The 22351-nt window shown below is 66.7% G+C and carries 23 protein-coding genes and 7 pseudogenes; 16 read left to right on the top strand and 14 right to left on the bottom strand.

What is annotated here, in order from left to right:
- From SSQG_RS38480 to SSQG_RS38475, 3 genes and pseudogenes are all read right to left on the bottom strand, one after another.
- Window positions 1-283: pseudogene (locus SSQG_RS38480) on the bottom strand (hypothetical protein); the annotation flags it as partial.
- Between the two features lie 399 nt (window positions 284-682).
- Complete coding sequence (locus SSQG_RS42320; RefSeq protein WP_003987638.1) at window positions 683-1129, bottom strand: hypothetical protein; 447 nt, start codon at window positions 1127-1129, stop codon at window positions 683-685.
- Window positions 1130-1769: 640 nt separating this feature from the next.
- A complete protein-coding gene (locus tag SSQG_RS38475; RefSeq protein ID WP_003987637.1) occupies window positions 1770-4421 on the bottom strand; it encodes a DUF6185 family protein in 2652 nt (883 codons plus the stop codon).
- A 165-nt stretch (window positions 4422-4586) separates the two neighbouring features.
- Between SSQG_RS38475 and SSQG_RS00325 the strand changes: the two genes are divergently transcribed.
- From SSQG_RS00325 to SSQG_RS00290, 10 genes are all read left to right on the top strand, one after another.
- The gene (locus SSQG_RS00325; RefSeq protein WP_003987636.1) at window positions 4587-5066 is read left to right on the top strand and encodes an IS110 family transposase; all 480 of its coding nucleotides are present in this window, start codon (window positions 4587-4589) and stop codon (window positions 5064-5066) included.
- 259 nt (window positions 5067-5325) lie between these two features.
- A complete protein-coding gene (locus tag SSQG_RS00320) occupies window positions 5326-5625 on the top strand; it encodes a hypothetical protein (RefSeq protein WP_003987635.1) in 300 nt (99 codons plus the stop codon).
- Complete coding sequence (locus SSQG_RS00315; RefSeq protein WP_003987634.1) at window positions 5604-5879, top strand: hypothetical protein; 276 nt, start codon at window positions 5604-5606, stop codon at window positions 5877-5879. The genes SSQG_RS00320 and SSQG_RS00315 overlap by 22 nt, the downstream gene beginning before the upstream one ends.
- 216 nt (window positions 5880-6095) lie before the next feature.
- Window positions 6096-6785 carry a DUF6879 family protein gene (locus SSQG_RS00310; RefSeq protein WP_244299435.1) on the top strand — a complete coding sequence of 230 codons (690 nt, stop codon included), beginning with the start codon at window positions 6096-6098 and terminating at the stop codon, window positions 6783-6785.
- On the top strand, window positions 6782-7630 hold the full coding sequence (locus SSQG_RS00305; protein WP_003987632.1) for a helix-turn-helix domain-containing protein: 849 nt from the start codon (window positions 6782-6784) through the stop codon (window positions 7628-7630). Before SSQG_RS00310 ends, SSQG_RS00305 begins: the two co-directional genes overlap by 4 nt.
- Window positions 7631-7882: 252 nt before the next feature.
- A complete protein-coding gene (locus SSQG_RS43600; RefSeq protein WP_338117236.1) occupies window positions 7883-8179 on the top strand; it encodes a hypothetical protein in 297 nt (98 codons plus the stop codon).
- Complete coding sequence (locus tag SSQG_RS41255; protein WP_003987630.1) at window positions 8176-8337, top strand: hypothetical protein; 162 nt, start codon at window positions 8176-8178, stop codon at window positions 8335-8337. Before SSQG_RS43600 ends, SSQG_RS41255 begins: the two co-directional genes overlap by 4 nt.
- 86 nt (window positions 8338-8423) lie before the next feature.
- Complete coding sequence (locus SSQG_RS41250) at window positions 8424-8576, top strand: hypothetical protein (RefSeq protein WP_003987629.1); 153 nt, start codon at window positions 8424-8426, stop codon at window positions 8574-8576.
- 89 nt (window positions 8577-8665) lie between these two features.
- Window positions 8666-9205 (top strand): class IV adenylate cyclase, encoded by a 540-nt coding sequence (locus SSQG_RS00295; protein ID WP_039931687.1) that lies wholly within the window; start codon window positions 8666-8668, stop codon window positions 9203-9205.
- A gap of 60 nt (window positions 9206-9265) precedes the next feature.
- A complete protein-coding gene (locus tag SSQG_RS00290; protein ID WP_003987627.1) occupies window positions 9266-10342 on the top strand; it encodes a radical SAM protein in 1077 nt (358 codons plus the stop codon).
- Between the two features lie 548 nt (window positions 10343-10890).
- On the opposite strand, the gene SSQG_RS42050 is transcribed toward SSQG_RS00290, so the two are convergent.
- Entirely contained in the window at window positions 10891-11202 is a 312-nt protein-coding gene (locus tag SSQG_RS42050; protein ID WP_039931685.1) for a hypothetical protein, read from the bottom strand.
- Between SSQG_RS42050 and SSQG_RS43835 the strand changes: the two are divergent.
- Window positions 11158-11256, top strand: a pseudogene (locus SSQG_RS43835) (IS982 family transposase); the annotation flags it as partial. The gene SSQG_RS42050 and the pseudogene SSQG_RS43835 overlap by 45 nt on opposite strands.
- 39 nt (window positions 11257-11295) lie before the next feature.
- Here the strand turns inward: SSQG_RS43835 and SSQG_RS38635 are convergent.
- From SSQG_RS38635 to SSQG_RS41245, 3 genes and pseudogenes are all read right to left on the bottom strand, one after another.
- Window positions 11296-12139: pseudogene (locus SSQG_RS38635) on the bottom strand (IS5 family transposase).
- A gap of 55 nt (window positions 12140-12194) precedes the next feature.
- Window positions 12195-12455, bottom strand: a complete 261-nt coding sequence (locus SSQG_RS00265; protein WP_003987623.1) for a hypothetical protein — start codon at window positions 12453-12455, stop codon at window positions 12195-12197.
- A gap of 181 nt (window positions 12456-12636) precedes the next feature.
- Window positions 12637-13200, bottom strand: coding sequence for a hypothetical protein (locus SSQG_RS41245; protein WP_158680967.1), 564 nt, complete (start codon window positions 13198-13200; stop codon window positions 12637-12639).
- Here SSQG_RS41245 and SSQG_RS40250 point away from each other — a divergent pair.
- Both SSQG_RS40250 and SSQG_RS00250 read left to right on the top strand, forming a co-directional pair.
- Window positions 13134-13308: pseudogene (locus SSQG_RS40250) on the top strand (isochorismatase family protein); the annotation flags it as partial. The gene SSQG_RS41245 and the pseudogene SSQG_RS40250 overlap by 67 nt on opposite strands.
- A gap of 717 nt (window positions 13309-14025) precedes the next feature.
- Entirely contained in the window at window positions 14026-14322 is a 297-nt protein-coding gene (locus SSQG_RS00250) for a hypothetical protein (protein WP_003987621.1), read from the top strand.
- A gap of 84 nt (window positions 14323-14406) precedes the next feature.
- Here SSQG_RS00250 and SSQG_RS00245 read toward each other — a convergent pair whose 3' ends face one another.
- The 5 genes and pseudogenes from SSQG_RS00245 to SSQG_RS42310 form a co-directional block, all read right to left on the bottom strand.
- Window positions 14407-15603 carry a pentapeptide repeat-containing protein gene (locus SSQG_RS00245; protein ID WP_039931680.1) on the bottom strand — a complete coding sequence of 399 codons (1197 nt, stop codon included), beginning with the start codon at window positions 15601-15603 and terminating at the stop codon, window positions 14407-14409.
- Window positions 15604-16456: 853 nt separating this feature from the next.
- Window positions 16457-17172, bottom strand: a pseudogene (locus SSQG_RS00240) (transposase).
- Entirely contained in the window at window positions 17126-17242 is a 117-nt protein-coding gene (locus SSQG_RS42315) for a DUF6207 family protein (protein WP_244298996.1), read from the bottom strand. The pseudogene SSQG_RS00240 and the gene SSQG_RS42315 overlap by 47 nt, the downstream one beginning before the upstream one ends.
- Before the next feature lie 489 nt (window positions 17243-17731).
- Window positions 17732-18151: a peptidase inhibitor family I36 protein gene (locus tag SSQG_RS00235; RefSeq protein WP_039931679.1), complete on the bottom strand. Its 420-nt coding sequence runs from the start codon at window positions 18149-18151 to the stop codon at window positions 17732-17734.
- Window positions 18152-18218: 67 nt separating this feature from the next.
- Window positions 18219-18440 carry a hypothetical protein gene (locus tag SSQG_RS42310; RefSeq protein ID WP_003987617.1) on the bottom strand — a complete coding sequence of 74 codons (222 nt, stop codon included), beginning with the start codon at window positions 18438-18440 and terminating at the stop codon, window positions 18219-18221.
- Between the two features lie 949 nt (window positions 18441-19389).
- On the opposite strand from SSQG_RS42310, the gene SSQG_RS41240 reads away from it, so the two are divergent.
- Both SSQG_RS41240 and SSQG_RS00225 read left to right on the top strand, forming a co-directional pair.
- Entirely contained in the window at window positions 19390-19767 is a 378-nt protein-coding gene (locus SSQG_RS41240; protein WP_003987615.1) for a hypothetical protein, read from the top strand.
- Window positions 19768-20139: 372 nt separating this feature from the next.
- Window positions 20140-20673: a hypothetical protein gene (locus SSQG_RS00225; protein ID WP_003987614.1), complete on the top strand. Its 534-nt coding sequence runs from the start codon at window positions 20140-20142 to the stop codon at window positions 20671-20673.
- Window positions 20674-20681: 8 nt separating this feature from the next.
- Here SSQG_RS00225 and SSQG_RS00220 read toward each other — a convergent pair.
- Window positions 20682-20852 (bottom strand): annotated as a pseudogene (locus SSQG_RS00220) (transposase); the annotation flags it as partial.
- A gap of 3 nt (window positions 20853-20855) precedes the next feature.
- Here SSQG_RS00220 and SSQG_RS38630 point away from each other — a divergent pair.
- Window positions 20856-21198, top strand: a pseudogene (locus tag SSQG_RS38630) (transposase); the annotation flags it as partial.
- Window positions 21199-21250: 52 nt separating this feature from the next.
- Here the strand turns inward: SSQG_RS38630 and SSQG_RS00215 are convergent.
- On the bottom strand, window positions 21251-21949 hold the full coding sequence (locus tag SSQG_RS00215; protein WP_003987611.1) for an alpha/beta fold hydrolase: 699 nt from the start codon (window positions 21947-21949) through the stop codon (window positions 21251-21253).
- Window positions 21950-22351 lie beyond the last annotated feature (402 nt).

Below are 22351 nucleotides of genomic sequence, written 5' to 3'. Positions count from 1 at the left end.
ACGCCTGATAGTCCGGTGACAGTTCTTTCACCTCGGTGGCCTGCCGGCGGTGAGGCACCGCCCGACGCGGTCCGACCGGCTTCCTCCGCGACACCTCACCGGCCACGTCAGCAGGTGCGTCCTCCTCGGCCAGCGCCTCCAAGCACTGTTCCAGGCCGATCACCCGGCGCCGGTGCACCTCCTCGGCGTCCGCCAGAGCCGCCCGCACCCGTTCCAACTCGTCTTCGAGTCGTTTCACCTGCGCGGCTGCTGCCTTCTGCCGCGTTTCCAGAACCGCCCGCATCGATGGCATCCGCCGCCTCCACGACACCTCGCCCGGCAACAAACCGAGGCTCCCGCGACAGCGGCTCCTTAATGCCTGGCCAGCGAAGAGGATTCCACGTGAGGTTCGGAAAGGGAACGGCCTCTGAGGCGGGGGTAGTTGATGTGTGAGCTGGGGTGTTGGGAGTGGGCTGATAACTGGGTTTGGTGGGTGTGGGGGTGTGGCCTGGGGTTGTGTGGGTTGCAGTGGGAATGGCCGGGGTGTGGTGGGTAGCTTCTGCGTCTAAAGGCTCGGTTGTTGTTTTGCCTGGTCAGGGGTGTTTCGCCTGGTCGGTGGGGTGTTGTCCTGTAGCGGTTTTCTTGATCGGTTGTGCATGGTCGTCGGGTTGGGAGTACGGATCAGGGGAGGGCGACGGTGCGGTTAGAGGTTGGGGTCGAGTCGGCTGCGGGGGAGTTGCGGTCGTTGCAGGGCTGGTTGCGCGCGGATCCTGAGGTTGGCCGGTCGGCCGCGGTCGCAATACGGGGTGGTGTGCCTGGGCCCCCGGTCGACGATGATCGTCTCGGGCACCACGACAGGGCGGGCGGCCGCGCCCTTGAGGCGTTCCTCCAGGGTCAGCAGCCGCTTGTGGGCGGGCAGTTGGGTGTGGGTGAAGCGCAGGGCGTCGGGCCAGGCGGGGCGGGCTGGGTGGGGCACGGCCATCTCAGCCAGGAGCAGGGCCACGTCCACGGCCTGCGTGCCGCCCGGGCACAGTACAGCGGCCAGGATCGCGCGCGTCGCGACATCTACCGCGATGGTCATCTCGGGCCGACCGAGGGTCCCGTCGTCGAACAGGGCGAGGACGTCCAGGCGGGTGGTGTCGATCTGCACCTGCTCCCCGGGGTCGCAGCGCGCCGGTGGGGGTGTGGCCGCGTCCGTCCTCGGTGAGGGGCGGGGTGCGCACGGCGCGCGCGGGATGGTCGGCGGGGCCGGCGAGCTGGCGGACGAGCCGGTAGAAGGTCGCCTGGGCCGGCATGGGCATGCTGCCGCAGTGACGGTCCTGAAGGACCTGCGCGACCCGTGGCATCAGCGCGCTGACGGTGCCCTTGGAGCGGCCCCGCTGCTTGCGCAGCACGTCTTTGACTGCCAGGCCTTTGAGGGGACCACCAACCTTGACGAGCGCCGACGTCAACGGGTCAATGGCGACCAGTGATCGCTTCTTGGCTGATCGACACATTCGTACTGTTCGGACATGACTACAGGATCCACGTGAGCCTCCAGAGCTGGAGGACGATACGGAGAATGGGGCCCGTACCTGTCAACCGTGGTCTGGCCGCCGACTTGCCGCGGTGACGGACAGCGGAATCGGCACCATCAATCTCGACATCTGCTTCGAGTGCCGGGTCGGCCACCAGTGGACAGTCGCAGTCGTGCCCTACCGCAGATACGGCCTCATCGGCATGGGGCCACTACGGCAATCCCCTGGACCGGATCACACCAGAAGAGCCACACCCACGGCCCTTCAAGGAAGTCAGGGCGAATCTTGCGGTATCGAAGCACGCTCTCCCGAAGTCTGAGGACGTTCCACGATGATCATGGGGTCGGCGCCCCGCAGCTGCTGCCAGATCGTCACAAGAGCCACTAGTTGTGCCACAAAGAACGCGATCTGCACAGAGGCGGTCCGTAGCTGATAGAGCGACAGGAGCAAGCTGGCGCGGGTGGGCCAGTAATGCTGCTCACGTCGGAAGGTGTCAATGTCCATCGCCAGGCCCGTCAGCGTCAGGATGAGCAGGGTGAGCGCCATGTCCAGTGCACGTGTCCCGTAGGACTGCCTGAGCGCTGCGACACCTATTGAGTCCAGCAGCCATGGAGCGGCGTACGCCATGGAGAGCCCTAGGGCCTTCACGGGGCCGCGCCGCCCTGGGAGTTGCCGCCAGAAGGCCCCAAGAACGAATCCAGCCCCCGTCCAGATGATCACTGATGCGGCGGCACTAGTCACCAGATTGGCAAAGCCGAACTTCATGGCGAATGTATCGCCCCACAACGGACCCCGGATGTTGTCCGCCCAGGTCGTCATGGCAGTCATCGGAACAGCGAGTGCGGATGCGAATTGGGCTGCACGGCAACCGTTATCCCACCAGCTCGCCCTCGGGCCCCAGGCCAGAGCTACGTCTACTGGGTCCATTCCATCTGGCAGCGGCACCCGTCGGTGTGGTGCCACAGCATGTGGAGGACGCCACCGCTGCAAGCGGTCCAACGTACGCTCTAGCCGACGGCGTTCGCCGTCCTGCTGCCCTTGATCCAGATTCCGCAGCTGCGTGTGCAGGTCGCGATGGCGCCGGGCAGCCTCCATTAGATGCTGCCGATCCGACTCGTGCACCGCCAAGTACAGCGGCACGCCGGGCAGCAGATCACGTTGCAGGACGGCGTGCCGCCTCCCGAGGGCGAGCAGCCCGGACAAGGCCAGCCAGCCGGCTGCCATCCCCAGTAGCGGCAACTGAACTTCCGCATACCATCCCAGAAACGGGACCACCACTACGAGATAGAAGAGCAAGAGCACCGCTTGGTCTGGGCGAGACGGAAGAACAGGCGGTGAACAAGCCGCCGAAACTCGTGCCCGCAATACGGACAGAACCGCCAGGCCCAGGAACCACCACCACACCGTGTTGTAGGCCCACGCAGTTATTTCGGAGGGAAAGGATGAAAAGTCGTTGAAGACTGTGGACAGGTGCCAGTTCCCGTACTCCGAATAGACAGTACGAGCGCTAAGCCAGCTAGATCGATCCCAACCTACCTGAGCAGCCCAAGCCGCGGCAGCGGACAGCGCCGATGCAAGCAAGACTAGGACCCCGAGCACGGACAACGGAAAGTGACCGGGGGACAAGAATGCGGAGGGCGATCGGGACAGTGAGCGCCATATCCTGAGCCCGGATGCGGTGGCTCCCACGAGGATAATGAAGATCGCGCAGGCGCAGGCAGCGCCGAACCAGTACATGCCGCCGCAGGCTAGAAAGCGCTGGACGCCGTCCGGGTCGGTATTGCTGTCCAGCACCATCGAAGCGGGCAGACCGAACACGCCAGGAAATGCAACTACTGTGGTGACGCCTGCCGCAGCAAGGGCCGCCGCTGCAAAGGCAAGACGACGCGGGCGACCGAACACGCACCACGCGAGACCCATGAAGGTTGAAACGATCAGGTGTACTGCGACTCTGTGGTTGGTCAGCCATGGCGTGGCGTCGCGCTCATCCAACAGATCCAAGAGCAGGTCGTCGGAGCCGTGCACGAGCATCATGCATGGTAAGAGCAGCACCAGGAGCCATAGACCTCGTAGCGCTGCGCTCTCTGCTGGTCCCGGCGTCGGCGCCACCGATGGCCCCGGCGTGCTCGGGGAGGTGACTGGTACCTGACGCAACCGCCGTATAGCGGCCCACAGGAGTACATAGATACCAGCGTCGAAACTCGCTATGCCTATTTCAGTGGCGAACCGTGCTGGGAGCCCAACCCAGCGTGCAGTGAGAGCTTTTGCTGCGGGCGGCTGAAGTGTCATCTGGACGTGGGGCGGCGCTTCCCCAGCCTTCTTCTGCAGCCAAACCAGTTCCGTGTCGGTGCCCTCGGTCGGTGGCGGCAAAATAAGCTGGGCTGCCCGGCCGTCCAGTCCAGCTTCGATCCGTTCCCATCGGGCGCCCTTCAGCGCTGGAGGGACTTGGAGTTCCAAGGTCCAGAGTCGGGTGCCGACAGTCAGGTGCCAAGGGCCGAAGTCCCACGCTCCTTTGCTGGAGACCACGGTGCTGGCCCTCTGCTCAATCGTAACCCAGCGCGCTTCGGCCTTTACTTTGGGCGGGTGCGCGCGGTGTTCAGAGTCGCGGAGTACAAAAGGTGCATCCGGTTCACGCAGAAGACATCGCATGGCTTTCCGATAGCGCTCGGTGTCCCCGTTCAGAAGCAGATCATAGGCCCGTTTCCAGGTGGTAGGCACCTTAACCGTGAAGCGACTGTCTGCCCGCGTGTAGTCCTCGCCGTCATGGGTGAAGTCCACGCGTGCCATGACCCGCGCCGTTCTCAAGTCAGCCGTCGCACATTCTCCGGCATCGTCCTGCGCAGCGTGCGCGGTATTTATCGCACCTTCGAGAAGAAGCGATGCTGATACGAGCACCAGCAGTAAGTACTGCCGTAGACAGCCCATTGGTGCGCCCCCCCCTCAGGCTGCGGCCCCACGCCCCTGCAGCAGCTCTTGGCTGCCGCTAGCGCCGCCGTTGGCGGCCAGCATTCCCCAGAGATATATACCGGTCTTCGTACCAGCACCGTCAAGGGATCCAGATAACACACCTGCAGGAGGCGAAGAGATGCTGTGCGCATCCTCAACGATCCCGTCGCGCTGGGCATGCAGATCGAGCAGGCCGGGAGCCACCCGGACGTGGTGCTGGAGGCCACCTGCGGCTGGTACTGGGCGGTCGACATGCTTCAGGTGGCCGGAGCAGAGGTCCATCTGGTACACCCTCTGGGGGTGAAAGGCTTTGGCTATCGGCGCGTGAAGAGCGACGTCCGTGATGCCGTGGACCTGGCGGAGCTGCTGCGCATGGGCCGGCTGCCGAAGTCCTGGATCGCCCCGAAGGAGGTTCGCGAGCTGCGCGACCTGGTCCGTTACCGGGCCACGCTGGTGGCCCTGCGCTCCGGCCTGAAAGCCCAGGTGCACGCGGTGCTGGCCAAGCAGGCCGTTACGGCAAAACCAAGACCAGCCAGTGTCAGACCTCCCGTTTCCCCCGCCAACTCAGAGAGCGATGTGTGCGCCGCGACGAGGCGTTGGGGCGGCTGCCCCCGCACGGTCTGAAAAACGCCGATCGCTGGACCCATCGTGCTCGTCCCGTACGCCATTGCCAGGACGAAGTCCCAATAGGAACGAGACACCGCAGGCTCCCCTAACGACATCGGCGTGGTCATCACGTGGCGGGGCAGCCTCGGGCGCCGTGAGCCGTGGACTTCCCCCCCTGCTCTGACCGGCTGATTCGGTCACAACACGGCCACATCACCTATGTGCGACCTTCACGGGACGCATGATGCCCTGTCGACACACAGCACCTTGGGGGTCCATGCGCACCCGCATCATCACCACGACTGCTGTCCTGCTGCTCGCTCTGACCGCCTGCAGCAGCGACGCCACGTCGAGGGCAAGCGAGCCTGCGGCACAAACGAGCACGGCGGAGCCGAAGCCCAGCCCCGATAAGCCTCGGGCTTTCGGGCAGGAGCTCGCGTTCACCGACGACGGCATGACGATGGGCATCACGGTGCTCGGCCACGAGCAGGACACCTTCCACCCGCAGACCTCGGCCGACGAGGAGTCGGCACCGACGGCTACACGTGGGCAGCGGTGGAGATCAAGGCCTGCCTGAAGAAGGGCACGAGCGGGGTGACCCGCTACCCGTGGGCCCTGGCGTACGCGGACGGGGCACGGATCGAGCCGAGCAGTGTGACCTACGGGGACTTCCCCAAGCCGGAGTACCCGTACGAAGCGAAGATGAAGGCTGGCGACTGCGTGCGCGGGAAGACCGTCTTCGCCGTGCCGGCCAAGGATCGGCCCGAGCAGGTGCTGTACACGCCGGAGGGGCTGGAGACACCTGCGGAGTGGACCGTCCCGAAGGCGTAGGCAGAAGGCCCCCTGCGCGCCCGTAGCGGGCCGCCTGGGGGCTTCTCCGTGTTGCGCACAATCCGCAGCCGACGCCCTTGGCCAGCAATCTGCTGCAATCCGAGAGCGGCGCCGCGCAACCATCCCGCATCCTGGACCCCCAACCCACCAGGACTCGGAGGCGACATGGCGCTCAGGTTCCTCGGCACCACCAGCGAAGACGGCGACTGACCCACCCTGTACGAGATCGACGGCACGGACGAGATCCTCGTCCAGGGCGACCGCGAGACCGACCCGCAGCACCTCGTGCAGCTGCGCGACGTCAAGCCGTCCGAGACGTTCGTCCGGGTGCCGCGCGAGCTGCTCATCCGCTACGCGCCCAGCGCCCCGGCGCCCGAGCTCCAGCCGTTCGCGGCTGTCTCCCACCTGTTCCGGGAGTTCCGGTCTACCGCCTGGCGGCTCGAGACCCGCCGTGGCTACTCCACCGACCGGCACAGTCCGAAGTGGCAGCGCTTCCTCGCCGGCGAGGATGTCGGCCACGACCCGGACAACGCCTGGCGGGCGAACGTGCGGGAGCAGACCGCGCAGGGCAAGCGGTTCAGACGCGTTCGCCTGGCCGACGAGCCGCTCATGCAAGGGCAGCAGTACCTGCTGGCCACCGCCCCCGCCAACGTCGCCGTCGGCGAGGACATCCGCAACCTCACCCGCGCTGACGCCGAGCGGCTGCGGCTCCCGGGATACGACTTCTGGCTGTTCGACTCCAAGATCCTCGCCCGGTTCGCGTTCGACGAGGACGACACCACCCTCGGCGTGTACGTCACCGAGGACCCCGCCGAGGTGCTTGCCGCCTGCCAGGCCTGGGACGCTGCCTGGCATCACGCGGTGCCTACAGCCGAGTTCGCGAAGCGGGTAGCTTCGACCGTGTGACCACCGACTTCCAGACGGCACGCGAGGCCCTCGGCGCGCGCCTGCGGGAGCTGCGCGCCGAGGCCGGTCTGGAAGGCAAGGACATCGCCAGCAAGGTGGGCTGGCAGACGTCGAAGGTCTCCCGTCTGCAGAACGGCAAGCAGACTCCGACCCGGGCGGATCTGACCGCCTGGGCCAATGCCGTGGGCCGCCCCGACGCCGAGCCGGAACTGCACGGCCTGCTCGCCGGCCTGGAGATGAAGCAGTGGCACCGCTCGTGGCGCCGGCAGCTCGCGGGCGGGCATCGCGGCCGGCAGGAGATCGCCGTCCGGCAGACCGAGAACACGACGCTGATCCGGGGCCTTGAGGTCTCCCGCGTCCCGGGCCTGTTCCAGACTCCCGAGTACGCGCGGGTCATCTTCGACAGCAACGCCGAGTTCCGCGGGATCCCGCCCACCACCGAGGCGGCCGTCGAGACGCGCATGCGCCGTCAGGAAGCGCTGTATGACCCCGAGAAGACGTTCCGGTTCCTCGTCTGCGAAGCGGCCCTGTATCACCGCTCGTGCCCGGTCGAGGTGATGGCCGAGCAACTGGACCGGCTGTACAACCTCGTCGGCCAGCGTCGTATCGAACTCGGCATCCTGCCCTTCGGCACCCAGCTGCGCCGCACCGCGCCGCACGCTTTCTGGATCTATGACCGGCGGCTCGTCATCGTGGAGACCATAAGCGAGGAGCTGTGGCTGGCTGGCGACGACGACGTCCAGCTGTACGAGCGTGCGTGGGACTGGCTCGCCGAGTCCGCCGAGTACGGGCCCCCGGCACGGCGCCTGATCGGCCGCGCGAGGGCGTCTCTCGACCTCACCTGAGCAACCGGCCGCAAGGCTCCCTACCGTGTGTGCAATCGCGCGCAATCGTCACCCAGAGGAGCAATCGCCCTACGTAGCGTCTCGCTCGTGGCCCTACCGAAGTGCACTGAGCGGTGCGAGGCGGGAGACGCGTTGCTGGCTGGCTGCTCCGCATACCCCGCCCTCGTTCGTGAGGCCTGGAACCTTGAGGCACTGGCACCGATCCGGTCCGGCAAGGCGTGGCTGGTGGTTGAGGCCCCGCTTGTCGCGAGCATGCAGGCCCACACCCGGATCCACCCCGAGCACCGGGGCCCGGTCGTGGCCGACCCGACGCTCGACACGGCCTGGTGGCTCGTTCCGCTCGACGCCGTCGACGAGCTGGCCGACCTGCGCATGGTGACCGTGCAGCCGGTCGGCTGGCCTCTGCACTGCCCGCCGACGGGCTGGCCGGCATGCGGCCGGTTCTGGCTCACCCGCCCGGACGGATCGGGCCAACTCACTGACCCTGCCGTACTCGCCGCCACCTTTGGCCCTGGCGGGTACCGACGCCCAGCGGAGGCATCGGCATGACCATCACCGAGACCGAGACGCCCGAGGTCACCGACGAGCTGCCGAGGCTGGGCAAGCAGCTGGTGCGCACCGCGAAGTCGTCACGCGTCCGGGCTGCCGTGCAGGCGCTGGTCGAGGAGCAGACGATCCTGTCGGTGCCGGCCACCGCCACGCTCTGATCGTCGACACCAGCCGCGGCCAGAAAGCTGACTTCCAGGGGCTGTCCGGGCTGCAGTACGGGCTCGGCCTCGACGAGCAGCAGCGCGTGTTCCTCAGCCTGGTTCTGTCCATGGTCGGTATCGGGATCACCACCCTCGCCTCCGTGGAGGACCTCGACGACCGTCGTCTGCCGATCGTCCTCCGGGCGATTTTGCGGCTCGCGGGGAACGACACGATCGCCGTCGGCACTCGCCTGTAGCCCTGCCACCCATCGAGCACCCCGCAACGCTGCGGGCCTTACGCTGCATGGTCGTTGAGACACCAGCAGCGACCAGCGATCGGAGATCCATGGCAGGCATTGAGTTCGAAGTGAAGGCCCTCGATGTGGACCCCGCGAAGGTCGCGCGGCTCATCACCGAGGCCGGAGGCGTCCGCACGACCGGGACGCGCCTCATGCGGCGGTACGTGTACGACACCCTCCCGGCCGTCCCCGGCCGCTGGGTGCGGCTACGCGACACGGGGACCGAGGTCACCCTGTGCGTGAAGCAGATCGCCACGGACGCCGTCGACGGGACCCACGAGACCGAGGTGACCGTCGACAGCTTCGAGGAAGCCGCCGCGCTGCTGCGGCTCACCGGCTTGACGCCGCGCAGCTACCAGGAGAACCGGCGCACCTCGTACACCCTCGGCGCTGCCCGCCTTGAGGTCGACGAGTGGCCGCGCATCCCGCCATACCTGGAGATCGAGGCCGACGACGAAGCACAGGTGTGGGAGGCCGCCGCCGCGCTGGGCATCGGCCACGACCAGCTCACATCGATCAACACCACGAAGGTCTACGGCCTGTACGGCATCGACCTGGACTCCATCGCCGACCTGCGCTTCGGGTAGGCCGGCGCCTGCGACAGGGGCGGGGGCACCGTACCCCGGCCACCCGGAGAAGGGGGCTCCATGCACGACTTGAGCGACGTGCCGGTGGAAGTGAAACCGGACCGCACCCTGCGAGTGAAGATCATCGACGCGTGCGGCTTCGCCTGCTCGTTCTGCCACAACGAGGGAACACCCGTCGCCGCGCCGGGCCGCACCGGGCGCGTCTCCATCTACCTCCGCACCAACGGCGCCGACTTCCTGCCCGCCCGGATCGCCGCCGACGCCGACTTCGCTACGGCTCTCGCAGCTGTTCGCGGCAGCCTGCCCACGAACGAAGTGCACTTCACCGGTGGCGAGCCGACGCTGCACCCCGACCTGCCCGGGTTGATCACCATCGCCCGGCGCCTCGGGCTCACTGTCGGACTCACCTCGAACGGCGAGAACGGCGCCGCGGTCCTGCCCGCCGCCGCGGCAGCCGGCCTCGACCGCATCAACCTGTCGGTGTTCGGCACCACCCCGGCCGAGCTCGCCGCCGTCCAGGCGCCGCGCCTTGCCTCTCCGAAGCTTGCCGAGCGCAAGTTGGCCGCCCTCGACGCGACGATCGAGGCCGCGACCGCGCACGGCATCAAGGTCTCCGCCAACATCGTGATCCCCGACCGTGGTCACGTCGACCGCGTGCTCCACATCATCGAGCGACACGGCCGCTCCGTCGTAGTACGGATGCTCGTGTCCCTGGAGGACGGGGGCGCCTCCGTGGCCGCCATGCAGAACGTCGTCGACCACCTGGGCGCCGTGCCCGTCCGGCGCATCATCACAGCTGGAGCATCCGACCAGCGGGTGCCGTACCGCCTGCCGGACGGGCGCACGCTGTACGCGAAGAGCATCCGGCCCGTGCGCCTACCAGAAACGTGCGCCGACTGCCGGTTCAACAACCCCGACGACTGCCAGGAGGGGTATTACGGGGTCCGGCTGTACCGCGCTGCGGGCGGCCCGTTCATGGTCGGTGTGTGCATCCAGCGCATGGACCTGTGCCTGTCACTCGGCGGGTTCGTGATGAGCCAGCGCTGCCGCGAGGTAGCGACCTTCCGCGACGACGAGGCGGCCCGGCTGACCCGCCTACACGCCACGCCAGCAGCAGCCAGCGAACCGCAAAACTGAAAGGCCCACGCGCCGCGGCCCCGGCCGACGCCTCCCCCGACGCCGACCCGGGCCGCACAGTCGCCCGCCCGTCCTCTGCACCCCCGCCCTCGTTGGCGAGAGGGCGGGCGGGTCGTCGCACGGGTGGGTGCGGGCGCTGACTCCCGCCCCTCCCCGTGTGCCGCTACGACATCAACCGTTGCCTTGCCCGAGGTAGTGCTGCACGTTGCCACCGCCTCTCGCCACGGACCCGGATGATGTCGGCGAGGACGTCATCGAGTCTGCTGCCGCCGGAGCGAATCACCAGCTCGACCTTCTGCACCCTGCTCCCGGCCGGCGTCGGCGTGTACCGGGCGCCGCCCGGAGCGGGGGGCGTTGAGCATGGACGCCCAGGCGCCCTGCTGCATCATGCGGCGGGTGTCCGGCCCCGAGTACACGCGGCTGCCGAACGGCAGGCGGACGAGCTCCGGGGCATGCTCGCCGACGAGCGTCCACGAGCCGCGCGCACCACCCGACGCGGCGCCCACGATCCCGCCCGCCGCGCGCATGCCGAAGCCGCGCTCGATGGCCTACTCCATCGCTGCGGCGAGCTTGTCCATCGCCGTCCCCAGCTTCGTCCGCTGCGTCGTCAGGGACTTCACGAGCTTGTCCTGGTACGCGATCGCGTTCTTGTACACGGCGTCCGACGTGGTCTTGTCCGCCGCCGACGTGCTCTGCGACTGAAGGCCGTTCATCGACTTGATCTCCGACGACGACGCCTGAAGCAGCGCCCCCGCCGTCTCCAGCCCGCCGCCCTCGATGCCGGCCTCCGCGATCTGCTGAAGCAGCGCCGGAGACAGGCCGGCCAGCGGATCCTGGCAAGGACCTGCGCGATCTGGCACTACCGCAACACCGGCGCACCCGTCACCAGGTCCCTCATCGCCTACGACCACTGAGCCACATCGGAACTACTCGTCTAGGCAGTTTCTTTCGGATCACCGCGCGGACCAGATGAAGATGGCGGCGATGTGGAGTCCGGCGAGGTAGATCGTGGCGGTCTTGTCGTAGCGGGTGGCCAGACCGCGCCACTGCTTGAGCCTGTTGATGCACCGCTCGACTGTGTTGCGTTGCTTGTATGCCTCGCGGTCGAAGGCCGGCGGACGGCCGCCGAGGCGGCCGAGCCGTTTGCGGTTCGCGGCCTGGTCGGCGGGCTGCGGGATCACTGCCCGGATCCCACGCCGCCGCAGATGACCGCGGATCGCCCGGGACGAGTACGCCTTATCGGCCAGGACCATTTCCGGAGTGGTCCTGGGTCGGCCGACCGGCCGCGGCACTCGCAGGCGGGCCATGACCTGGTCGAAGGCGGGGGCATCCCCTGCCTGCCCGGGCGTGAGGACGAAAGCGAGCGGACGGCAGCGGCTGTCCGCGGTGAGGTGGATCTTCGTGGTCAGACCGCCGCGGGACCGTCCGAGGGCATGATGGTCCGGCTCGCCGGCTGGGGCCCCTTTTGACGGGCCCCGGCGGCGGGCTGATGAGCCCGGACGATGGTGGAGTCGACCGCGACGACCCAGGCGAGATCGCCTTCGGCGTCGGCCTCGGCCAGCAGAGCGGTGAACACGCGCTCCCAGGTGCCGTCGGCGGCCCACTTCCGCAGCCGATTGTGGACCCCTTCCACGACCCGAAGTGCTTGGGCAGGTCCATCCAGGGTGTGCCGGTGCGGTACTTGAACGCGATCGCGTCGATCGACTGCCGGTGATCCCGCCACCGCCCACCCCGCCTCGGAGTCCGGTCCGGCAGCAACGGCTCGATCCTTGCCCACTGGGCGTCACTCAACGACACGCATCGGTCAACGATCAGATGACCCAATTGAAACGGTCCGGCGCACTGTCACAGGTCAGACCAGTTCGAAGGCACGCCGGAAGACACCGTATTCCCCAGGCGTCTCCCAGCACGTGTAGTGGCAGCCAAGAAGATTGGGCAGGGCAATCCCCAATTGCTCCGCCAGCACGTCGGCCCCGGTCTTGAACATTCGAGACGGCTCATCGACGGCTTGACAATGAGCAGTTGCTCCACGCAGTTCGATAACGACGTACTCCATGCTCCTGCCAGCGCTGACCACCGGTTCCTCGTGGTTCTGCTCGTGCTGGGCATCCATAACCTGCCCACAGAGCCCGCACCGCAAGTTGTCGTGTGAGGCATGCACGGCAGGCATCGTACGCCTCGCTCGAACACGTGCGGCCCCCGTCCCCACCGGGTATCGGCTCGCCAACCGCCTATACTCCCGTCACTGATCCGGAGGAAACGTCCTAGCGCCGCAGCGGGCTCAGTCGTATGCCTTAAGGCACAGCAGTGTGGCGTCGTCGTCCACCTTCTGGGACCAGTATGTGTTCGTATCGTACTGCCCGGCACGGCAGTCCGGTGGTGGCGCTCGCCGTTGCCCGGTAGATGGCTGTGATGACGAAGATGCCGTTGTACGCGCTGGGGACCTGTCTGTCGGTGCAGTTCACGGACGACAGCAGCGCGATGCTGGCAGAGTCGCCGTCGTTGTTGGCGAGCAGGCAGTCGCCGTTGTGGTACTGGCCTTCGCGGCAAAGCGCGGTGCGCTCGCCGCTGCTGCTGGAGTAGTACGACCAGGTCGCCTGGTCCCGGGCGCTGGCGCAGTCGCTGGTGGTGCGGTAGACCCGCACGCGCGCGGTGCTGCAAGGCGCCGTGTTCGGCTCCTCTTCGCTCCAGTCGTACTTTTCCTCGCCGCCGTACCCGGTGTCGACGACGTCCAGGCAGTCCCCGACCGAGACGGCCTTGAAGGCATCCTCGGTGGGGTCCGGCTCCGGCGGGCATCGCCACGGACCACTGCGTGCGTGCCACCGCGCTGGACGCTGTGAAGGCCGGCTTCCGCGCACGGGTACGCGTGGACTATCGGAGTCGCCCCGGACACGACGGCCGCGGCCATGGACGACTTCCACCAGGCAGGTATCGCCGTATCCGGTGCGGCTTCACTACCGCAGTAGTCCCACTCGGGTCATGGTGACAACACATAGACGACCGTGAGCAGGTAGGCAGTCCGCGCGCCAGGCGAGCAGGCGGTATCGCAGCAGTACTTCGTTGAGGGGCTGCATGCGTTGAAACAGCTCCCACAACTCATCCGGCACCATGCGCTCGACCATCACCCCATGGTGCTGAGCCGAAGCCCGATGGTCGTCACTACCGGCGGCCGTTGACCTGCGGCTTCAGGGTGACTAGGGGCGGGGCGGTCGGATTCGAACCGACGTCCTCCGAGATGATGTCGCGGCGCACTACCTCTGTGCTACGACCCCGCCTTGTTGGTGATCATAGTCCTCACCCACGGCGACGAACAGGCGATATCAGCTGCCGGTGTCGCGACCGGCACTCCGCCCGTCTCCCTCTCGACCCCCGGCGCATGCTTCGGTGACAGGAGCATGCCGGTGTGGCAATTATCGAGCCTCGGTTCGAGTGCAGCCTGTCCAGCACTCCAAATGAGACGAAGTCTTGATCCTGGCGGTGGACGTCACCCACTGGCTCCAGCCGGATCCGCCGACCAGCGCGGGCGGTTTGTTCTGTTATGCGGACGGCCATAGCCGGCGCTCGTCGGACCAGTTCGTGTCGGGCTGGCCCGACGCATCGTCGCCGCGCTGGAGTCAGACCGGACCTCGTGATGCCAGATCCTGGGCACGTCGATCCGCGGGTCGCTGCGGACGCTGATTCCCATGTCCCACACCGCCGGCGAGCTGGTCCGGCTCGTCAGTGACTGCCTCGGGCAGGTCTTCACCGAGCGCGACAGCGATTACCGAGGCGTCTACCACCTCGCCAGCAGCCCCAACGGACGAATCGAGATCCAGCCCGATTCGATCCCCGGCGACGACGGCGAAGACGACCTCTACACTCCGGAACACCCAGCGGCCCAGGTGCTGTTGTTCACCACCACTCCGGCCGCGGACCCGGCGCTACAAGCCCGCCTGGGCTCCATCGAAGGGCTCATCCACCTGAACCACGAGACCGTGTGAACAGCTACTGATCCACAGCTTTTGACTACTGCTCCTGTGCACTGGCGGGCCGCCGTTACGCCGTCAGCAGGCGTCACGAGGTGACTATGTTCCACCGGCGACCCAGGCTGCCGACAGGGTCAACCCGGTCGGCGAGCCAGAACCTGTCGCCGGGACCAGGTCAGACGGGGCAGGGCCACTTGCGTTGCTGAAGTCGACCGTGCCGCCCGAGAACGTTGCTTCGCGGAAAATGATGGCACCGTCTGAGAGTTCCGCCGAGTAGAAGATGACTTCACCGCTGGAGAACTCCACCTGCACAAAGCCGAGCCTCCCGCCGCTGACTGTCATCTGGCGGAAGTCGACCGTGCCGCCGGAAAACGTCGCCTGGCGGAAGTTGATCACCCCGCCGGGGGCCGTTGACTGGAGGAAGCTAACCGTTCCAGCGGAGAAGTCAGCCCCGCTGAAGTCGACCTCGCCGCCGGAGAACGTCGCCTGACGGAAGCTCACCGTGCCGCCGGAAAATGATACTCCACTGAAGTAGACCGTGCCGCCGGAGAACGTCGCCTGGCGGAAGCTGACCCTGCCAGCGCAGAAGGTCGCCCCCCTGAAATCGACCGAGCCCCCCGAAAACGCTGCCTGCGAGAAGTCTCCGCCGTCGAACGTGACCCCGGTGAGGTCGAAGTTGTGGCCTTGCCAGGAGTGCTTATGCTCAAGCGGCAGGCGGAGGTGGTCACGGATCAGCCGGATGACAGTGTGCCGGACTTCCCGCAGGGCCAGGTAGGTGTGCCGGCCGTCCGCGTCGCCCACCGGAAGGTCAGTTTCGGCGGTGTAGGGCAGCCGAAGATACGAGCACAGAACATCGATGCAGGTCTGGCGCAGCGCGCGGGTGGGGGCGTCGTCAGCGAGCCCGGCCAGAGCATGCACGCCACCGAGGCGAACCGCGGCGGACTCGTTTCCGAGTTGGGAGACAGCGGTGGTGAAGCGTTCGGTGTGCAGGCGGGTGGCCTCGCGCAAGGCACCGTCCTCGTCGATCCGCTGGCGGCGATAGGCCACCACTAGGGCGACCAGGGCACCCGCGCCAGCCACGACACCAAAGGAGAGCTTGACCAGGTCGAAGAGGGTCTTGGAGTCGAGGCGTCGCTCAGGCTTCAACTCGCGGGCGCCAAGGAGGTCCCATCCGGTGTAGAAGACCGCGGAGGCCACCAGAACCGCTGCGGTGAAGGCCAGGACCAGAACGACACTGATGTGCCAAAGGCGCAGACTGCGCCTTTCAGCATGGCGCTGGAGCAGGCGTGGGATCATGACTGACAGGACTACCCACCGGAGCTCCTGGTTGCAATGGGCCTCAACCGACTCACGAACCGCGCCAGCACCAGCCAGCCGACCGCCGCCGACTACCGAAGTCTGCGCGCCAGGCGCTGGGAGTGGGCGCGGCCCACTGGCGAAACCATCGAGAATCCGCAGTACGGTGGCCGATGAGCAAAACTGCAGTGCTGGCGCAGACACCGAGTGGTGCTGAGGAATGGATCGTGCATGCCGCCGACGAGGAGCCCTGGGAGATCCGGGCTGTGGCTCCTGACGGGCGTTCATTCGAGGCCACCAGTACTGATCTGTTCCATGCACTTCAACTAGTGAGAAGCGAACTCGCACCTTGGGGTGTGCAACTCCTCTGCAATGGCGCAAGATCGAACGCTCGACCGTCGCCCCAGACAAGCGGGGCTGGTGGCGGTATGGTGTATCTGTTGCCTTCTTTGAGGAACCCCAGGGTGGAAGATTTGGTTCCGCTTCTGTCTCCAGCTCGCGCAGACCAAGTGACTTCAGTGGCCGAACAGGAGGCGTTTTGGTCGAGGTACTGCTCATCGACCACGCGATCTGCGCTGAGGGCACTTAGCCCGATCGCCGCACTGAAGCGGCTTGAGGCGAAATTCCGCATGCCCCCCGCGTGGGTCGCCGAAGTAAGAGAGGGTGTCACGATATGGAGCTATGTTCGCCATTGAGGAACCTTTTCGTTGGGGAAATGATGAACGAGTACACCTGACCGTTGTCAACTCGCTGGAGGATGAGGCGAAATCCGGAACAGAGATTAGTGGCTAAGGGCTGTCCCGTAAGTGATCGGCAAGCCGGTTCAGACGCTCATCAGTGCTTTGCGGTTCACCTATCCGGCGAGGGCGAGATTGTGCAGGCGGGCAACGTCAAGCATCGCGTGGTGGACGCCTTCGCCTCTGGGGCGGCAGTCGCGGAGGATCTTCCCGGTCTTCATACTGGCGAAGGTGTGCTTTACGCGGGCCTGGACCTTGCGGTGGGAGGCGTTGTGTTCCTCCTTCCATGCCTGGAGCTCGACCTGGCCGTGACTGCGGCGGTGAGGGATGACCGGGCCCGTGCCCTATAGCCGCCGTCCGCGATCACCATCGTGTTGCCAACGGCGGCCTTCGCGCCCGACAGCTCCCACGCCTTGCAGTCGTTGCGGTTGCCGGGCACAGGCCGGCCGACGGCCCCTACGAGACGAGTGTCAGCGTCAATGACGACCTGATGGTTGGTGGAGTACCGGTAGTTCTTCGACTGCTCGGCGACCTCGTGGTCTCGGGTAGGGACCAAAGTGCCGTCCACGATCAGCACGGTACCCCTGCGGAACCGCCTGCGAGTCTGCAGCGCGAACGACGGCCCGAGGCAGCGGATGATGCGGTCGGCCGCAGACTTCGAGATGCCGAACAGCGGTGCGAGCTGTCGCAGGGGCAGATTCGTGCGCCAGTAGGCGGCAACCAACAGGGCACGGTCCTCCAGCGGTAGTCCCCGGGGCCGGTCCTTGCGGACCGGGTCGGCACCCTCACGCCGCAACGCGGTGATCAGCCTGGCGAACTTCCGCGGGCTCAGCCCAGTGAATGGCGACGTCGATCACGGCCAGACCTGGCTGTGCCACATGCGCTTCGTTGATCGGCTTCATGCAGGGGCACTACGCCCAAGGGCCCGCGGAAGTTCTCCGATCTCGGCGTCCTTCACGCGGCTGAGTAGATGTCGGAGGTCGCGGCGGCCACCGAGGCCGCGTCGGTCGTGAGGGAGCTGCGCAGTGAGCGCATGAGCAGAAGTCCGGTTCACCAGCCTCTCGCTCGGGTCAGCGGGAGGCCCGCCGGCGGCCCTTGGGGCTGCGGTCCGGGCCATGATCTGTCGTGCCGAACACCGTGGCGCAGCGTCGGAATACGGGTCTGGTCGGCTGTGTTGGCAGGAATGTGGTTGTGGAGGGGACCGTGTCCCCGGGCCTCATCTATTGCCTGCTGGGAAGATCGTTCGGCTGAAGCCCTGCAGAGCCTTCGCCGCGTAGGCGACCGCCCTTTACGACCGCGCATGCTGATCAGCCCCGCTTCGGTGATGCTTGCCGGGCGGGGCTGACTGCTGCGCACGAACTGGGCGCCTGGGTCGGTGGGTGGGGGCGGGGTTAGCCGCAGTCGTTGCGATTGTTTTTCAAGGAGCGGGTCTGGTCGTTGAGGTTGTAGCCGCGCAGGTCGTGGATGGAGCCGCCGCTGCGGGTGACGCACACGTGCCGGCCGCTGTGGTTGCGCTTCTCGTACACGCGGGCGGTGCGGTCGGAGTTGTTGCGGATGGAGCTGCCGCGGTCACGGATCGCCGAGGGCAGGTCCTTGACGCTGCCGTCCACGGCACCGGGCTGGCCTCCAAAGTTGATCTCGGGGTAGATGCGCACGTAGCCGTAGGGGCAGTCGATGGCGGCCCTGACCGCGCTAGGGGTGCTGGAGGCGGAGGCGGGAACGGCCATCGGAGCGAGGGCCAAGGTGGCGATCGCCGCGGCCCGCATCAGGTTCTTGATCACGCGGCAGCGCGCGTGCTGGTGCGGGATCATCCCTGGTCCTGTGACGATGGGTAGATCCGCCACAGCTGGGAGAGGTTCGGTCCGCCCCACATACGGGTCAGGCCCACCAGCCGGTCGTTGCCTTGGAGGTGGTCGGCGATGCCAGGGTGTAGCGCGGGTGCACGACTGAGACCAGGTAGAAGTCGTTGCCTCGCTCTGCGTGGGCGACCAGCCGCCAGTGCTGGTTGAGGTTGTCGGTGCGCTCTTGCAGGGTCACGGTGTCGGGCGGGTTGGCCCCTGCGGTCAGGCAGCGCTGGTTGGCGTAGGACTCGATCCGCACGGTGCCGTCGGCGTTCTGCCGCAGGAAGCACCGGTGCGAGTTGTTGTCCTTGGCGAACGGGTCCTGGGCCCAGGTCTAGGTGTGGTTGCCGACACCGTCGTGCCAGTCGTTGCACATGAAGTAGGTGCCAGTGACGTGGTGAGTCATGATCACCGATCCGCCCGCGAGCAGTACGAGGTCGGTCAAGTCAGTGCTCCCCAGCCTCGAGAGTCCTTCACAGGAGAGGGCGCTCCTGAAACCCAGCGTAGCCAGCCGGCTGTTGCTCCACCGCATGCCGAACCGATCGTTTTACCAGGCCAGAGCCTGTCCGGGAGGCCTCGAACGCGTAACCGGCCCTGCTTGGCCCCCCTTGACGGAGCGTCACTCACAGGTCGCGCACGCGGCGCAACGGCGCTGCAGCGCACCGCTGGATTCAAACGGGCGCGTGTGAACGCCTCGCCGCACGCACGAGCGGCAAGAACGAGAAACAGACAGCGGTCCCGACGATGCGGCTGTCTCATGCACGGTCCCTGTCACGACGAGGTGCCGGGCACGGGACGGCCGGTAACGCCACCGGGGGACCGGTGCGCCGTTTGGTGGCCGTTGCAGCCGCCAGGTCCCATCGGCGATGGCGAGCGGTTCGGGTTCGGGAAGGTGCTGCGGAACTCCACGAGCGCACCCGGCTGTCCCAGGCGCAGGAAGATCGTGCGCTAACGGAATCTGAGGCGGAGAGGGTCTTGTCATCCGACGAGCTCCCTCAGATTCTGCAACGGCTTCCTGGAGATTGCTGGTGAACGGGATGAGGCAGGGAGACCGATTCATGCTCTATTCACCCTGCTCGGCAGTCGGTCAGGATTAGACCGGTTTCGGCGGTCGGTCAGTCGACGGCGAGGCCGAACCGCATCTGAGAGCGGAAGCGTCCGCTGAGACAGAGGGAGGAACAATGCGCCTGTTATCCAGGAGAGCAAGCATGGCGATGACCGCAGGCACGGCCGCTTTGGCGCTGACCATGCCAGCCTCTGCGGCTTCTGCTGCGTCGGCAGACGCGTCGGACGTGTCGGGCGATGCAACGGCTCTGGCTTGTCCCACGACATGGTCTCCGAACCCCGACTGGTACGACCCGACCTCGGGCTCGGTCAAAGAGCCGACCGCCCCACTGCGGCCAGGTCCCTATGCCGACTGCGGTACGAGGGAGACCCTGCAGCAGGGCTGGACTATGGTCATCTACTGCTACTACAAGAACGACTACGACAAGACCTGGTACTACGTCAGTGCCTACCCGAACTGGACCCGCGGCTGGATCTACTCGGGGAACGTGAGGCTTGAGGGCATCGTGTGGCCCTGCTGAGCCTGTTGCCTGGCCTAGTATCGGGCCACTGGCCCCTGTAGTTCTAGCGCGGCCCCTTGGTTCGGTACTCGTACAGCCGCCCTGAAATCTTCGTCCCTCTCAGTCTGGCTACGGTGGCCGGATCACTTCAGGCACCTGCAAGACCCCGGGTCGTACGCCCGATTCCGGCCACCCTCCGCCCTGCTGCTTGCGGTCGTCTTCCCACGGGCATCAATCACGGCGGGGGAGGCCGAAATGAGCGCACTTGATCCGCGGGGACAGGCTCGGTTGGCGCGACTTCGAGCCAGGCGGGACCGGGTTTCGGCCGGGCGCAGAGACACGAGGCGAGATCGGTTTCAAGTCGACTGGACCAAGATCGGCACAATCGTCGCAGTGCCCGTTGCCATCGGCTCGCTGCTCTTCACGGGCGTAGCGACCTTCTACCAGGCGATGGTCTCGCGGAATCAGCTTGAACAGTCGCAGGAGGACGCCCAGCGTGCCGCCCGTGCCCAGGCAACACGTCTATCTTTCTGGTTCGACACCACCCCAAGCGATCAGCGTCTGCACTTGATCAACGGGTCACCTGATCCGGTAACAGATGTCGACGTTGTCTTGGAAGACCTGGATGCCGAAGGCAAGGCGAGGACCAAGTATCGGGTGTACCTGGGGGTGGTGAGCCTTGCGCCGTGCACTGAACTCATCGTTCCAAGGAAGTCCATTGGGATTGCAGACGGCCCAGATCGAGAGCTGGACTTCTTCCGAATCTTGGAGATGAGATTCACCGACAACGACGGTCTTCGCTGGAAGCGGGCCAAGGGCGGCCCGAGGCGCACTGATTCGGGCGATCCACCTTACGACCGTGCTGTTCTCCCGCAGCGATGGCAGGTCAAGACAGTGGAGTCGTGCGGATTCGGCAACTCGAATTAGAACTCATCTCATTTGGTGAGTCTGCGGTAGCAGATCAGGGTGCAGGCGATGCTGGTGAAGGTGAGGAAGTGGTCGGCTTTCCGTTCGTAGCGGCGGTGCAGGCGTAGGCATCGGGCGAGCCAGGCCATGGTGCGTTCGATGGTCCAGCGGTGGCGGCCGAGTCGTTGCGAGGTCTCGATAACAAGGTTCGTGTCCCGCGTCTTGGGCCGGGCAGGCCGCGCATCCGGCCAGATCGCGTGCGCGCCGACAAGGCGTACGCCTCCCGGAAGAACCGCGCTTACCTGCGGCGGCGCGGGATCCGCTGCACCATCCCGGGCAGGCCGACCAGGCCCGCAACCGCAAGAAACACGGCTCGCGCGGCGGGCGGCGCCGCAGTTCGACCCGCAGGACTACAAGTCTCGGCACGCCGTCGAGTGCGGCATCAATCGCCTCAAAAGGCACCGGGCCGTGGCCACGCGGTACGACAAACTCGCGGTCCGCTATGAGGCGACCGTCCTCGTCGCGGCCATCAACGAGTGGCTGTGATCAGGGCAGTTGATACAACGCTGGCAAGGAGTCCGCAAGCATGAATCTGCGGTCATGCCCCGGCTATGTCGAGGAGGACCCGCGTCAGTTCGCGTGGCTGGGAGAACATCGGCCAGTGGCCGGTGTCCATTTCGATCAGCCGCCAGTGCCCGCTGGTCAGCAGCTTGGCTACGTCGTCGCTCGGCTCGGGGTCACCGAGCGTGCACTTGATGTAAGTCGCCGGGAGGTCGCCGAGCGGCCTTTCCAGCACGGCGGGTTCGGTCAGCGTGGCACCCGGGTGCGGCGTCGCACCGCCCACGATCCGTGCGATCTGCTCATCGGTGAGACCGTGGCCCTCGAAGTGGGCCGCGGGCGCGACCGGCCAGAACCCTGCGTTCTCGGCGATCGATGCCCTCACCATCGCCCCGCCGTCCGGCCAGGCGGAGACGAACGGTTCACCATCGGCCGGAACACTGGAGTCAAGGAAGACCAGGTGCGCTAGCCGGTCGCCGATCCGCTCGGCGGCCTGACCGCTCGGGACACCCGAGTAGCTGTGACCTACCAGAATGACTTCACGCAGGTCCTGGCGCTCGACCTCATCAACGATGTCCTGCACGTGGGTCTGCTGACCAGCTGGCACACCTTGCTTCTCAGCGAGACCGGACAGCGTCAGCGGGTGGACGCCATGGCCGGCCGCACGCAGATGCGGCACCACATCGTCCCACGCCCACGATCCGAGTCGCGCACCCGCAATTAGCACAAAGTTCGCCATGGCCGCACCGTAGCGGAGCGGCTCGACGACCGCTCCGGAAATACTTTCGATACACGCCCTAGGACTGCGCCCGCGTACGCGAAGGAAAATCACCCGCCCGGGTGCCGCTCCAGACCGGGGCGGACCGCCGCGGTGGGGGCCGACCACAGGTCCGACCATGAGGCCGACCATGGCGGTCGCGACCCCCGACCACGGCGGGACGGGCGGGATGGGCGGCGCGGCCGCGACCGGGGATCGGGGCGCACTCAGCCGGTTGCGCGTCGGCCGGGGCCGCCGCGCCTCGCCGCCGTCAGCCCGGCGGCGGAGCCGGGACGGAAGTCGCCGGCGCCCCGGTGCTGTCCTTCCGGTGCCGAGCCCCACCAAGGGGTGAGGCGGGAGAGTCCTGCCGGATGGAGGTACCGC

The sequence above is a fragment of the Streptomyces viridochromogenes DSM 40736 genome (assembly GCF_000158955.1).
Classification (GTDB): domain Bacteria; phylum Actinomycetota; class Actinomycetes; order Streptomycetales; family Streptomycetaceae; genus Streptomyces; species Streptomyces venetus.
The sequence above is the reverse complement of the archived record's forward strand: the minus strand, read 5'-3'. Positions and strand labels throughout refer to the sequence as shown.

Bases quoted from the DNA above. Each gene is read 5' to 3' on its own strand.
- SSQG_RS38475 (WP_003987637.1), bottom strand. From the start codon at position 4,421: ATGGGCTGTCTACGGCAGTACTTACTGCTGGTGCTCGTATCAGCATCG.
- SSQG_RS00320 (WP_003987635.1), top strand. From the start codon at position 5,326: ATGCGCACCCGCATCATCACCACGACTGCTGTCCTGCTGCTCGCTCTG.
- SSQG_RS43600 (WP_338117236.1), top strand. From the start codon at position 7,883: ATGCAGGCCCACACCCGGATCCACCCCGAGCACCGGGGCCCGGTCGTG.
- SSQG_RS41255 (WP_003987630.1), top strand. From the start codon at position 8,176: ATGACCATCACCGAGACCGAGACGCCCGAGGTCACCGACGAGCTGCCG.
- SSQG_RS00295 (WP_039931687.1), top strand. From the start codon at position 8,666: ATGGCAGGCATTGAGTTCGAAGTGAAGGCCCTCGATGTGGACCCCGCG.
- SSQG_RS00290 (WP_003987627.1), top strand. From the start codon at position 9,266: ATGCACGACTTGAGCGACGTGCCGGTGGAAGTGAAACCGGACCGCACC.
- SSQG_RS00265 (WP_003987623.1), bottom strand. From the start codon at position 12,455: ATGGATGCCCAGCACGAGCAGAACCACGAGGAACCGGTGGTCAGCGCT.
- SSQG_RS00250 (WP_003987621.1), top strand. From the start codon at position 14,026: ATGTCCCACACCGCCGGCGAGCTGGTCCGGCTCGTCAGTGACTGCCTC.
- SSQG_RS00245 (WP_039931680.1), bottom strand. From the start codon at position 15,603: ATGATCCCACGCCTGCTCCAGCGCCATGCTGAAAGGCGCAGTCTGCGC.
- SSQG_RS42315 (WP_244298996.1), bottom strand. From the start codon at position 17,242: ATGAAGCCGATCAACGAAGCGCATGTGGCACAGCCAGGTCTGGCCGTG.
- SSQG_RS00235 (WP_039931679.1), bottom strand. From the start codon at position 18,151: ATGATCCCGCACCAGCACGCGCGCTGCCGCGTGATCAAGAACCTGATG.
- SSQG_RS41240 (WP_003987615.1), top strand. From the start codon at position 19,390: ATGGCGATGACCGCAGGCACGGCCGCTTTGGCGCTGACCATGCCAGCC.
- SSQG_RS00215 (WP_003987611.1), bottom strand. From the start codon at position 21,949: ATGGCGAACTTTGTGCTAATTGCGGGTGCGCGACTCGGATCGTGGGCG.